The organism is Corallococcus sp. AB018 (assembly GCF_003986945.1).
GTDB classification, from domain to species: Bacteria; Myxococcota; Myxococcia; order Myxococcales; family Myxococcaceae; genus Corallococcus; species Corallococcus exiguus.
In genome coordinates this window covers 1-12,185 of record NZ_RAWR01000271.1, presented here as the reverse complement: position 1 = coordinate 12,185, position 12,185 = coordinate 1, and the positions used below count along the sequence as shown (strand labels likewise).

General features: G+C 69.8%; 10 protein-coding genes. 6 read left to right on the top strand and 4 right to left on the bottom strand.

Translation table 11 applies throughout. The annotated features are described in order from the left end of the window. The 5 genes from D7Y11_RS43560 to D7Y11_RS44655 form a co-directional block, all read left to right on the top strand. Nucleotides 1-311 (top strand): hypothetical protein (locus D7Y11_RS43560; RefSeq protein WP_158642046.1); only part of this gene is annotated, 311 nt, incomplete at its 5' end. 220 nt (nucleotides 312-531) lie between these two features. Continuing rightward, the gene (locus D7Y11_RS37810) at nucleotides 532-867 is read left to right on the top strand and encodes a hypothetical protein (RefSeq protein ID WP_126936104.1); all 336 of its coding nucleotides are present in this window, start codon (nucleotides 532-534) and stop codon (nucleotides 865-867) included. A 66-nt stretch (nucleotides 868-933) separates the two neighbouring features. After that, nucleotides 934-1,938, top strand: a complete 1,005-nt coding sequence (locus D7Y11_RS37805) for a type VI immunity family protein (RefSeq protein ID WP_158642045.1) — start codon at nucleotides 934-936, stop codon at nucleotides 1,936-1,938. A gap of 129 nt (nucleotides 1,939-2,067) precedes the next feature. After that, complete coding sequence (locus D7Y11_RS37800) at nucleotides 2,068-5,367, top strand: kelch repeat-containing protein (protein ID WP_233607523.1); 3,300 nt, start codon at nucleotides 2,068-2,070, stop codon at nucleotides 5,365-5,367. Nucleotides 5,368-5,403: 36 nt separating this feature from the next. After that, complete coding sequence (locus tag D7Y11_RS44655; protein WP_233607522.1) at nucleotides 5,404-7,116, top strand: OmpA family protein; 1,713 nt, start codon at nucleotides 5,404-5,406, stop codon at nucleotides 7,114-7,116. A gap of 97 nt (nucleotides 7,117-7,213) precedes the next feature. Here the strand turns inward: D7Y11_RS44655 and D7Y11_RS37795 are convergent, their stop codons facing one another. Further along, entirely contained in the window at nucleotides 7,214-7,987 is a 774-nt protein-coding gene (locus D7Y11_RS37795; RefSeq protein ID WP_121755569.1) for an HAD family phosphatase, read from the bottom strand. A gap of 92 nt (nucleotides 7,988-8,079) precedes the next feature. Between D7Y11_RS37795 and D7Y11_RS37790 the strand changes: the two genes are divergently transcribed. Further along, complete coding sequence (locus tag D7Y11_RS37790; protein WP_126936103.1) at nucleotides 8,080-8,640, top strand: sugar O-acetyltransferase; 561 nt, start codon at nucleotides 8,080-8,082, stop codon at nucleotides 8,638-8,640. A 56-nt stretch (nucleotides 8,641-8,696) separates the two neighbouring features. On the opposite strand, the gene D7Y11_RS37785 is transcribed toward D7Y11_RS37790, so the two are convergent. The 3 genes from D7Y11_RS37785 to tgt form a co-directional block, all read right to left on the bottom strand. Beyond that, nucleotides 8,697-9,455, bottom strand: coding sequence for a transglutaminase-like domain-containing protein (locus tag D7Y11_RS37785; protein ID WP_126936102.1), 759 nt, complete (start codon nucleotides 9,453-9,455; stop codon nucleotides 8,697-8,699). A 179-nt stretch (nucleotides 9,456-9,634) separates the two neighbouring features. After that, a complete protein-coding gene (locus D7Y11_RS37780; RefSeq protein WP_126936101.1) occupies nucleotides 9,635-10,819 on the bottom strand; it encodes a nuclease in 1,185 nt (394 codons plus the stop codon). 109 nt (nucleotides 10,820-10,928) lie between these two features. Beyond that, a complete protein-coding gene (tgt, locus tag D7Y11_RS37775; RefSeq protein ID WP_120580612.1) occupies nucleotides 10,929-12,098 on the bottom strand; it encodes a tRNA guanosine(34) transglycosylase Tgt in 1,170 nt (389 codons plus the stop codon). Nucleotides 12,099-12,185 lie beyond the last annotated feature (87 nt).

The window sequence follows — 12,185 nt, the reverse complement described above, 5'->3', positions numbered from 1 at the left end:
GGGGGTACGGGGGCGCGAGCGGCACGGGGAGCTTCCCCTTCGGGCACCTGGACGGAGGGCCGTGGCATCCGCCGGTGGGGCTGCCTGAGCCGGAGGATGTGGGGCACGCGGAGTTCATCCTCGGGGATTTGGAGCACCTGCTGCCGGAGCTGCCGAAGGACGGCGTGCTGCTGGCCGCGCCACGGTGGATGGCGGTGGGACAGACGCAGCACTCCCCTGCCCTGCGCCGGGCAGACATCTCCAGTGAGGAGGCCGGGGGCTTCGGCTTGTTCAACGCGGCGGCGCACGACGTGGGTGAAGACGATGATTGATGGGCGCCTTCTGGGCGGACTGGTGGCCCTGCTCTGCTTGTCTTGCGCTTCGGGTCCAAGGCAGTACGCGCAGACATCCGACTCCGCGACCAGTGCATGTCTGCGCAATCCCACCTGTTACACGCAGCCGGGGGATGAGGCGTTCCTGCCTTGGATGGACAAGGCCGTGAGGGCAGCGGCCACAGCGAGCGCTACGATGAAGCTACTGGAGGCGGCGGACGTGGCCCGCATCGAGCACCTGTTGGTGGAGTGCGCGAAGGATGCGGACTTCATCGTCAATGAGCGTGAGTACGGCCAGGGGAAATACCCGGACGACAAGGAGTGCTTGCGCGTGGTCGGCCATGACAAGAACGGCGATCCCATCCGACGGCAGGCCGAACTTGGAAGGTTGAAGCATGACGTCGCCTTCGCATGTGTGCAGCGCGAAATCCTCCGGCACTTCCCCAACAACGTTTCGATCGAGCCGAGATATGTGATCCGCACGGGCAAGGGGGGACAACAGGACATCATGAAGCCTGACGTCGTCCTTCGGTTCCAGAAACAAGGGATCAGATGACTCGGTATGCAAGCCTTGATGGGCAATGCAATCCCGCCATCATCACACCTCAGTTCGGGATCATCCGTGAGTAGCTACACGCTCTCTGAACACTTCGCCACGACCCTCCCCCGGGTCCAACTCGTCCTGCGCATCGTGTTCTATCTACCGCATGACCACGGACCACTTGCCCCATACGCGAGACAGTCACTGGACCTGTTTCTCAACGCCATTGGGCATGCGCCTGAGAAACTGACCACGGGTTATGACCCCGACATCAGTGAGGCGGCCTTCCCACTCACACCTGAGTTCTGGGAGGAAGCGCGGCGCCATGTCGCGAAGCCTCGTTTTGAGCCCTTGAATGACATGGAGCAAGACTCCATCTGGTTCCGCACGCTGACCAAGCGGGGCTTCGACACATGGGTTCATCTCATTGGCGGAGAGTCGGATCCCAGTGGCTACGAATTCAGCTTCCGCTCACGGCTTCCCTGGCGAGAACCCTCTTCTGAGTACAGCGTTCTGAGCGTGAAGGTCCCCATGCAGTACCTGGAGGAGCAGGGACCTGAAAAGGCGCGCGACCTGGCGCAGTCGCTGGCGGAGCTCCTTCCCTTCAGCACGGGCCATGCGGGACTGTCGCTCTCGTTCACCCGTGGGAGGTCGAAACTCCTTCCCCTCCTGAGGGATCAATTAATCCAGCATCCTGGCTGGGATGTTCCACGGGAGAGTACGTGGGGCATGGGAGAAGGAGTTGACGGCATCCACTGGATGAACTTCCTGGGCCCTCCCCTCCTCGAAACCGTTGGCGGCATCCAGGCGCTCCTCTCGCACCTGAGTCACCCGGATACCTCCGTCCAGGAGCTCACCGGAGGCCGTGCCTTGATCGGCCTGGGCCCCGTGCCGCTCGCGGGGAATACGAAGTGGGGTGAGACACTGCCGGCGTATCGCGAACTGGCCCGGTTCCTGGAACCCTGGCTCCTGCCCTTCCCCCACGTCAACACCTGGGACGGCTACACCGACGAGGAGGCCCGTCTCTGGTGGCGCCGCTTCCTGGAGGCCCCTCCCGAGAAAATCTACGACCCACGCGGCGGATGACCGCGCCGGATTTTTTCACGCATTGCCCCAGCACCCGGCGCACTGATAATCCGCAACCCGGAGTGTTCACGTCGAGCGGCAGGCCGACGGTCGTGGTCGCGCCAGCCCTCGCGGATCGGGGTTTCATCGATGCGGTCACAACGCGCTGTCTGGAGCAGGCTCCTGTTGTTCGCCGCGAGCCTGGGCCTTCTTTCCTGCGGCGGGAACGAGCGCCCGGCGGCATCCGAGGGCATCCGCACCACGCACGCCCGTCTCGCGACGGCACCGGCCTGGTACGCCACCCCGTCCATGGCGACGGCACGCGGGCAACACGCGGCCGTCCTGCTCCCCAACGGGAAGCTGCTCGTCGTCAACGGCGTCAACTCGTCCGGATTCGTGGGCACGGCGGAGACCTACGATCCCGCCACCAGCACCTGGGCCTCCGCGGGCCCCTCCAGCCTCACGGGCAACGTCACCCTGGCCGTGCTCCTGCCCACGGGCCGGGTGCTGGTGCTGACCGATGGCTCGCAGGGGGGACGCCTCTATGATCCCATCGCCAACACCTGGGCCGCCACGGGCAACATGTCCACGACCCGCGCCCTCCCCACGGCCACGCTGCTGGCCACGGGACAGGTCCTCATCGCGGGCGGCACCGGCGGTGGCGGCGTCCGGCTCACGACCGCGGAGCTCTACGACCCCGCGACCAACACCTTCACCGCCACGGGCGCCATGACCGCGGGCCGCGGCGCGCACATGTCGACGCGGCTGCGTGACGGGCGGGTGCTCGCGGTGAGCGGCTTCAGCGGCAGCGGAGAGGTGCCCGGAGCCGACCTCTACGATCCGGCCAGCGGCACCTGGTCCGCCGCCGCGCCCCCGCTGGTGGCCCGCCACTACTCCACCAGCACGCTGCTTCCCGACGGCCGCGTGCTCGTCGCGGGTGGCTTCACCGCGAGCGGTGTCACGGCCCAGTCGGAGCTCTACGACCCGGCCGCCAACACCTGGACCGCGACCGGCAACCTCGCGTTCCCGCGCGCCAGCCACATGGCCACGTTGCTGCCCAATGGCCGCGTCCTCGTCACCGGCGGTTCCAACACGTCCAGGGCGGCGCAGATCGAATCGGAGATCTACGACCCCGCCACCGGCACCTGGACCGCCGCGGGCACGATGAACACCGCCCGCGAAAACCACACCGCGACGCTGCTGCCCTCGGGCAAGGTGTTCGTCACGGGCGGGTTCGCCCAGCTCCCCGGCCTGACGTTCTTCGCGCAGACGGAGGTCTACGACCCCGCCGCGAGCCAGTGGTCCCCGGCCGGCGCCATGGGCACGCCCCGGACGGATCCCATGGTGGCGCTGCTGCCTGGTGGCCAGGTGCTCGTCGCGGGAGGCCGTGGCGTCAGCTCCTCGGCGGCGGTGGAGGTGTATGACCGCGCGAGCAACAGCTGGAGCGCCGCGCCCGCGCTCGCCGTGCCCCGCGAGCGCGCGACCGCGACCGTCCTGCGCTCCGGCCAGGTGCTGGTCGCCGGTGGCCGCAACGCGGGCGTCTCGACGGCCTCCGCCCAACGCTACGACTCCACCACCGGAACCTGGCTGCCCACCGCCGACCTCCTCGGCACGAGGCACCTCCACTCCGCCACGCTCCTTCCGGATGGCCGGGTGTTCGTGTCCGGTGGCCAGCGCAACGCCGCGGTGCTCGCCTCCGCGGAGATCTACTCGCCCGACGCCAACACCTGGAGCGCGGCGGCGCCTCCCACTGTCGCGCGTGCAAGCCATGGCGCGGTGCTGCTCCACGACGGCAGGGTGCTCGTCGCTGGCGGCCATGACAACACCGGCGTGGAGACGGCTTCGGCGGAGCTCTACGACCCCGTCACGAACACCTGGGCCCCCGCGGCGAGCCTCAATGGTATCCGGGACGAGCTGACGCTGACGCTGCTGCCCTCGGGCCAGGTGCTGGCGGCGGGAGGACTCGTGGGCCTCACGTACCTCACGTCCGCGGAGCTGTACGACCCCGCCACGAACACCTGGACTCCGGTGGGCTCGCTCTCGCAGTCGCGCTATCACCACACCGCCACATTGCTGCCCTCCGGCAAGGTCCTGATCGCGGGCGGCCTGACCGACCTGGGCGCGTACGTCGACACCGCGGAGATCTTCGATCCCCAGCTGCGCATCTTCACGACCGTCGCGGACCCCACCACACGCGGAGGGCTGATCTCCACCGCCCTGCCTTCAGGCGAGGCCCTCCTCGTGGGAGGCGTGGGCGCGCCCGACGCGGAGCTGTTCAACGAGAACGGCGCCCAGCCCGCGTGGCGGCCCACGGTGACGAATCCGGTGACCCTCGTCGCGGCCTGCCCCACCGTCCTGGAGGGCATGCTGTTCCGGGGCATCTCCGGAGGCAGCAGCGGCAGCTACTCGGACTCCCCCACCGACTTCCCCCTGGTGCGGTTCCGCGCCGCGGAAGGCGGGCGTCTCTGGACGCTTCCCTCCAGCAACACCTCGGCCACGCGCGCGACGGTGACCGTCCCCGCGGACGTGCCGGTGGGCACCTACGGGCTGACTGCCTTCGCCAATGCCATCTCCGGCGGGCGGATGGTGACCGTCGTCGCCAACCGTCCTCCGACGGCGGCGGACCAGACGGTCGTCGTTCCGAAGGACACGGTCACGGCGATCGCCCTGAGCGGCACGGATCCGGACCCCGGCCAGGTGTTGAGCTGGACCGCGGTCACCCAGCCGCAGCACGGCACGCTGGGCACCAGCGCGCAGGGGACGCTCGAGTACACCCCCAACCCCGGCTTCGTGGGCACCGACAGCTTCACCTACCGGGTCCGTGACTGCGCCGACGACAGCAACATCGCGACCGTGACCCTCAACGTGACGGACGACGCGGTGCCCCCCACCCTCACCTGCCCCGCGAACCTCACCGTGGAGGCGACGGATCCAGACGGCGCGCTCGTGACCTACGACCCCGCCGTGCTGGAGCCGGCGGGAGGGCTCCCGGTGAGCTACTCGCAGCCGTCGGGCGCGCTGTTCCCGATTGGCACCACGACGGTCACCGCGACCTCCACCGGCCTCACCTGTACGTTCCAGGTGACGGTGCAGGACACCACGGCGCCCACCCTCACCTGCCCCGCGGACATCACCGTGGCGCCGAACACGCAGGTGACGTTCACGCCCACGGCCACGGACGCGGTGACGGCCAGTCCGACCGTGACGTCCTCGCCCGCGTCGGGCAGTGAGTTCCCGGCTGGAGCCACGCAGGTCACCGTCACCGCGACGGATGCGGCGGGCAACACCGCGCAGTGCACGTTCCAGGTCCGGGTCCAGGCGCAGGTCGTGGAGATCGCTGGCGGTGGCTGTAACAGCACCGGTGGCACCACGTCCGCGCTGGCGCTCCTCGCCGCCCTGGCGGCCTGGGGCTCGTCGCGTCGCCGTCAGAACCCGGCCCGGGGGAACTGAGACATGCGCTCCCTCTTTTCTCGAATGGACCTCCCCTTGCGTACGAAGGCTCAGAGCTGGGCGCTGGCCGCGCTGCTGGCCACCGCCGTCACCCCCGCCGCGTTCGGGCAGACCACCACGAGCCCGCTGAGGCCGCTGGACCTGGAGCGCCTGCGCTTCACGCCGGCGGCGACGGACTCGATGCTGGTGGACACCGGCCGCGTGCTCCCCGAGGGCGGCTACCGCCTGCTCCTCATGGTCAACTACGAGCGCGGCATCCTCCTGCTCCAGGGCAGTGACGGACTGGAGCGCTCCATCCTCCACTACCGCACCGCGGGCTGGCTGGCCGGCGCGTGGTCGCCGGTGGACCGGTTGGAGTTCTCCGCGAAGCTGCCCGTCATCATCGCGCAGGGCGGCCACGGCGCGGAGCAGCTGGTGGGCGTGAGCGAGCCGGACTCGTTCGGCCTGGGCACGCCGGAGCTGGGCGTGCGCTACGAGCTGCTGCGGCGCGAGGAAGGCGCGCCGGTGTTCCTGGGCCTGGGCCTGGACATCGGGATTCCGGGAGGCACTGCGGACGCGTTCGGCCGTCAGGCGGGCTGGGCCGGCTTCCAGTTCGCGCCCCGCGTGTCCGTCAGCCGCGAGGTGGGCCCCGTGGTGCTGGGCGCCAACGCGGGCATCCGGATCCGCTCACGTGAAGTGGAGCCGGGCCGCGACGTGGGCACGGAGCTGGAGCAGGGCGTGGTGGTGGCCACGCGCGGCAAGGGGCTGCGCGCCGAAATCGCGCTGCAGGCCGCCGAGTCGCTCGTGGAGTCGGACCTGGCGCTGGAGCTCTTGGGCGGTGTGCGTCTGCCGGTGGGCGCGGGCTTCGAGGCCTTCGCGATTGGCGGGCACGGCTTCACGGACATCCCGGGCACGCCGTCGTTCCGGCTGGCCGCGGGCATCGCGTACGCGAACGAGCCCGAGCCCGTGGACCGGTGCCGCACCGGCCGCAGCCACACGCCGGAGCAGTGCCCGAACGAGGACGACGACGGCGACGGCGTGGCCAACAAGGACGACCGCTGCCCGCTGGAGGCCGGCTCCGTGGAGAACAACGGCTGCCCGGACAAGGACTCGGACGGCGACGGCGTGGTGGACCGCGAGGACCAATGCCCGAACGAGGCCGGTCCCTCGTCCGAGCGCGGCTGCCCGGTGAAGGACACGGACGGCGACGGCGTGCCGGACAAGGACGATGCCTGCCCGAACGAGGCCGGTCCCGCGTCCGAGCGTGGCTGCCCCGTGAAGGACACGGATGGCGACGGCGTACCCGACAAGGACGATGCCTGCCCGAACGAGGCCGGTCCCGCGTCCGAGCGTGGCTGCCCCACGAAGGAACAGCCCAAGCCCGAGGAGCCCAAGCCCCAGCCCGAGGAGAAGCCCGCGGAGACGACGTCGCCGCTGGAGCACATCGTCCAGTTCCCGGTGAACCAGTCGGAGTTCCAGGAGAACGAGCAGCGGCAGCTGGATGACATCGCGGCCTACCTGAAGGCGAACCCGAAGCTGAACGTCCGGATTGAAGGCCACACGGACAACAGCGGTCCGGAGGAGGCCAACCGCACGCTGAGCCAGCAGCGCGCGAACCGCGTGCGCGCGTACCTCATCCAGAAGGGCATCGCGGGCTCGCGGCTGGAGGCGAAGGGCTTCGGCCCCGACCGTCCGCGCGTGTCCAACGAGACGCCGGAAGGCCGCAGCGCGAACCGCCGCGTGGAGTTCGTCCCCGTCACGGGGAGCTGACCACGTCAACGTGACGCCGCTTCGTGGTCACCCACGAAGCGGCGCATGGATGTTTCAGTAAGACGGGCGTGGAGGCCTCCTCCACGCCCGTGTTGCGTCAGGCCTCTTCGGGGTGCAGCTGCACCAGCGCGGGCAGCTCCGCCGCGCGGTCGCGCAGCCGCGCCTTGGGCCGGATGGCCACCGGGACGCGGGAGGCCGCGAGCAGCTCCAGGTCGAACACGTTGTCGCCGAAGGCTGCGTAGAGCGGCCGGTTCGTCCTCAGCCGCAGGCTGTTCACCTTGCCGGGGCCGTAGGGCACGGGCTCGAAGACAGACGTCAGCAGCCGTCCGCCCTCCTCCTTCGGCGTGCACGCCACCACGAAGTCAGGCGTGATGCCCACCTCGCGCACCGCGGCCTCCACCACCGCGCGCGGCGATGCGCTGACCACGTAGCAGTCCACGCCCTGCCCCCGCGCCCACTCCACCACGCGGCGGGCTTCTGGATGGACGCGACCGGCCACGCCCCGCCGGGCCACCACGTCGAGCGCGAAGCCGCGCATCTCCTCCGCGTGCCAGCCGGCGAAGATCCACGCCATCATCTCGTAGGTGTCCTTCTCCGGCAGCCGCCCGGCCTCGAACGCCTTGAACAGCGCATGCGCCAGCGTCACCGCGTCCGGATGCGACTCCACGCCATGACGGGCCCCCAGCTGCTCCAGCGCCACGCGGGCCTCGGGGCGCACGCCGCCGTGATCCAGCAGGGCCATGAACAGGTCGTCCCCCACGTCCCCGCTCCACAGCGTGCCATCCCCATCGAAGGCCAGCACGCCATCCGGCGTCCGCTCCACCTCGCGACGGATGCGCTCCAGCGTCTCCTCGACCCGCTCAATCCTCATGGCTGGCATCCTCGCTGTCCGGGCCGTCCAGTGTCACCCGCCACCACACGGGCTGTTCACCATCCGGGCAATGGATGAGTACCCTTCCGGGCATGGCACGAACGGAGAAAGAGAAGATGCTCGCGGGCGAGCTGTACAGCGCCGTCGACCCGCAGCTGGTCGCCGAGCGGGGCCGCGCCCGCAAGATCCTGCGCGCCTACAACCAGTCCACCGAGGACGAGCTGCCGCTGCGTGAAAGCCTGCTCGCCGAGTTGCTGGGCAAGGTGGGCGCCGGAACGTGGATCGAACCGCCGTTCCTCTGCGACTACGGCGAGCACATCCGGCTGGGCGAGCGCGTCTTCATGAACTTCCAGTGCGTCATCCTGGACTGCAACACGGTGACGATTGGGGACGACGTGTCCTTCGGCCCGGGCGTGCAGGTGTACGCGGCCACGCATCCGCTGGACCCGGATGAGCGCATCAAGGGCCCGGAGCTGGGCCGCGCCGTCACCATCGGTTCGAAGGTGTGGATTGGTGGCGGATCCATCATCTGCCCGGGCGTCACCATCGGCGAGGGAACCACCATTGGCGCGGGCAGCGTGGTGACGCGGGACATTCCTCCGTATGTCTTCGCCGCCGGCAATCCCTGTCGCGTCATCCGGAACCTCCGGTAGCCCGGACTGTCATTGCGGCCCGGAATCGAGCAAGACCCGAACTGAGGCGGGAGACCTCAGCCCACGGCCTGGTGGGTCTCGGTGACGCCCTGGTACTGGTAGGCGCCGCTGTCATACGGGGTGATGGCGTCGTCGGACTTCTTGGTGCAGGCCGCGGCGGTAGGGTCGAAGGCCTGGAACTGGCCCTTGTCGTCCTTGAACTCCACCCACGCGTGGGCGCCCCGGTCCGTATTGCCGAAGACGACGCGCGCGTCCACGCCGGCCTGCTCGAAGCGCTGCTCGGCCTCGATGGCCATGTCCACGCAGACGCCGGACTTGGACGCGTCGAAGTTGCTGGAGTTCTTCATGGCGGCATCCCACGTCTTGCCGCCCGAGTAGTCGTACTTCCAGGACGTGGCCTCCTTCGCGATGTCCTGGGCCACCTGATCCGCGCTCTTGCCGGAGGACGGGCCCTTCGCACCCTGCGCCTGTGCAGGAGCGGGAGTCGGGGCCGGAGCAGGCTGGGGCTTCTGGGCCTGGGCCTTGGAAGGCTCGAAGCTGTCTCGCTGCCAGTTCTGCTGGAAGCTCTGCGAGCCAGTGGGCTTCGGGCCCTGGGCCTTCGCGCCCTCGCCCTTCAGCAGGGACTCCTTCGTCAGACCCAGCTCCTTCAGCAGCTTGGCGAACTCCTGGGGCTGCTTCGCGGAGTCCACCGTCTTCACGGGAGAGCCGTCGGCGTTGACGACCTTCACCACGACATTCCTCGGGGCCTGCGCGGCTTCGGGGGACACCTTCGCGCACGGGCTGGAGGACGGACGAGAGAGAGAGGAGATCGCCATGGGACAGGGCCTCGTGGAAACAGCGGGGATGCCTGTCCCATGAGCATGGCGTGTGCCAGCGCTCGTGCTTCCTGGGGTGAACGCCAAACCCCTGTGTTTCCAAGGCCCGTGGGCCTGTCCTCGTCAGCGCAGGCCCGCGCCGCTGATGACAGCCGTTGGATGGGTGATGTCCGGCGTCATCACCCCGCAGACTCGGAGGCGACGTCGGGCTCCGGTTCGTCCGGTCCCTCCACGGTGCGCTCCAGCGTGCGCGCGAGCGCGGCCCGCGCCTCCGCGGCCTCCTCGAAGGGCTCGTCGCTCCCGGCCCGCGCGGGGGCAGGCACCGTCGCATCCAGCTCCGCCGGGTGCAGGCGGAACCACTTCGCGACGAGCATCACCTCCTGGGCCTCCTGAGCGCGGAGGCCAATCGCCTCTGGCTCCGGCACGTCGAAGATGTCCCGCACGCGTGCGTCCAGCGCCGCCTGCTCCTCCGGCGTCCGGGGCGTGGGCACCTCCGCGCGGATCCGCCCCCGCCGCAGCACATACGTGCGGTCCTCACCGCCGTGCCCGCGCACCGTGTAGACCAGCGACAGCCGCCGCAGCGTGCGTCCCAGCTCGACGATCCACGCCTGCACGTTCTCCAGCCGCTCCGCGCGATCTCTCAGCTCCGCCGCGTATTCGAACTGGAGCCGCCGCGCCGCCATCGCCATGCGCTCGCGCAGGATGACCAGCGGCCGGTCCGACTCGCCGTTGAGGAACGCGCGAGCCAGCGCGACCTGCGCCAGGTACTCCGCCGTCGTGCACTCGCCCGCGCACGGCGACAGGCACCGCGCCGTCTGCCCGCGCATGCACCGAGGGTCGTCCTTCAGGGGGAAGAGTTGGATCTGATCCGCCAGCCGCATGGGCGTCTCGGACGGACAGTCGCGCAGCTCCAGCAGGTCGTTCACCGCGCGCACCACGTCCGCCATGGTGTGCCGGCCGTGGAAGGGCCCGAAGTACTCCGCACGCCCACCGCCACCGGGTTGGCCCACCACGCGCAGCCGGGGCACGGCCTCGCGAGTGAGCTGGAGGAAGCAGTGCGCGCGGTCGCGCTTGTGCTCCACGTTGTAGAGGGGCCGGTGGCTCTTGATCAGCCGGAACTCATGGAGCAGCGCCGCGAACTCGCTGGCCGTGTACTCCCACTCCACCTGGTGCGCCTGGGCGACGATCTCCCAGGCCTTCTCGCCCTCGTCCGCGCGGAAGTACGACAGGAGCCGCGTGCGCACCCGCACGGACTTGCCCACGTAGAGCAGCTCCCCGGCGGGACCGAAGAACCGGTACACGCCGGGCCGGTTCTCCGCGCTCGAGCGGACGTGACTCAGGAGGGTGGCGACGCGCGGGTCCATGCGGCAGGTAGCACCGCAGGCTAACCCGCCACGTCCCGCCGCACCGCCGCCCGCGTGCGGCCCATCACAACCCGGCCGGAGGGCGGGCGGAGGGCCACCCGCCCGGACTTCAGCCCACGTCCTTCAACGTCGCGGCGCTGGCCAGGGCCTCGTCCTTGAGGTCCTTGGGCGTGGCGATGGCGGCCTTCAATTCGCGGTACGTCTGCGCGTAGCCGTTGCGCAGGATGCCCTCGCGCACGCGCTCCATCAGCCGCTGGTAGTGCCGCACGTTGTGCACGGACAGGAAGCGCGAGCCCAGGTGGTGCTTGCCGCGCATCAGGTGCTGCAGGTAGCCGCGCGTGTAGCGCTTGCACACATAGCAGTCGCACTCGGGGTCGAGCGGCCCGTCATCCAACTGGTACACGGTGCGGGTGATGCGCACCAGCCCCTGGAACGTGTACGCGTAGCCCTGCTGCGCCATCTTGGTGGGGATGATGCAGTCGAACATGTCCACGCCGCGCAGCACCGCCTCCAGCAGGTCCGTGGGCGTGCCCACGCCCATCAGGTAGCGAGGCTTGTCCTGCGGCAGGGACGCGGTGGCGCGCTCGGTCATCGTGTCGCGCTCCACCTTCGTCTCGCCCACGGCCAGACCGCCGATGGCGAACCCGTCGAAGGGCAGCTGGGTGAGGAACGCGGCGCTCTCATCGCGCAAGGCCGGGTGGACGCCGCCCTGGACGATGCCGAACAGCGCCTGGCCCGTGGGCTTCGACTCCTTCGCGGCGAGGCTGCGCACGGCCCAGCGGTGGGTGCGCTCCATGGCCTCGCGGGTGCCGGCCTCGTCCGTGCGCGAGTCGATGCACACGTCCAGCACCATCATGATCTCCGAGTTGATCGCCTGCTGCATGGCGATGCTGGACTCGGGGCTGAGGAGCCGGCGGCTGTTGTCGTAGAAGCTGCGGAAGTGCGCGCCCTTCTCCGTGATGAGCCGGTCCTCCGGCAGGGAGAAGATTTGAAACCCGCCCGAGTCCGTCAGCACGGCGCCGTCCCAGCCCATGAAGGGGTGGATGCCGCCGAAGCGCTCGAACACCTCCGGGCCGGGCCGGAGCATCAGGTGGTAGGTGTTGGCGAGGAGGACCTTGGCCCCCGTCTCCTTCACCTCCTCCATGGCGAGGTGGCGGAAGCCGGCGTGGGTGGCCACCGGCATGAACATCGGCGTGGGGAAGGACCCCTTGCGGGTGTGGAGGATGCCCGTGCGGGCGCCGGTGGGGTCGGTATTCAGGAGTTCGAAGCGGACGGCCATTGGACGGGCCTTATACCCAGCCTGCCCGCCCGGGGGCACCCGCTTCCTGGGGACGCCCGCCTGGTCTCCTGGAGGCCGTCTCGCCCC

Coding starts and splice junctions, on each gene's coding strand:
- D7Y11_RS37800 (WP_233607523.1), top strand. CDS start 2,068: ATGCGGTCACAACGCGCTGTCTGGAGCAGGCTCCTGTTGTTCGCCGCG.
- D7Y11_RS37795 (WP_121755569.1), bottom strand. CDS start 7,987: ATGAGGATTGAGCGGGTCGAGGAGACGCTGGAGCGCATCCGTCGCGAG.
- D7Y11_RS37790 (WP_126936103.1), top strand. CDS start 8,080: ATGGCACGAACGGAGAAAGAGAAGATGCTCGCGGGCGAGCTGTACAGC.
- D7Y11_RS37785 (WP_126936102.1), bottom strand. CDS start 9,455: ATGGCGATCTCCTCTCTCTCTCGTCCGTCCTCCAGCCCGTGCGCGAAG.
- D7Y11_RS37780 (WP_126936101.1), bottom strand. CDS start 10,819: ATGGACCCGCGCGTCGCCACCCTCCTGAGTCACGTCCGCTCGAGCGCG.
- tgt (WP_120580612.1), bottom strand. CDS start 12,098: ATGGCCGTCCGCTTCGAACTCCTGAATACCGACCCCACCGGCGCCCGC.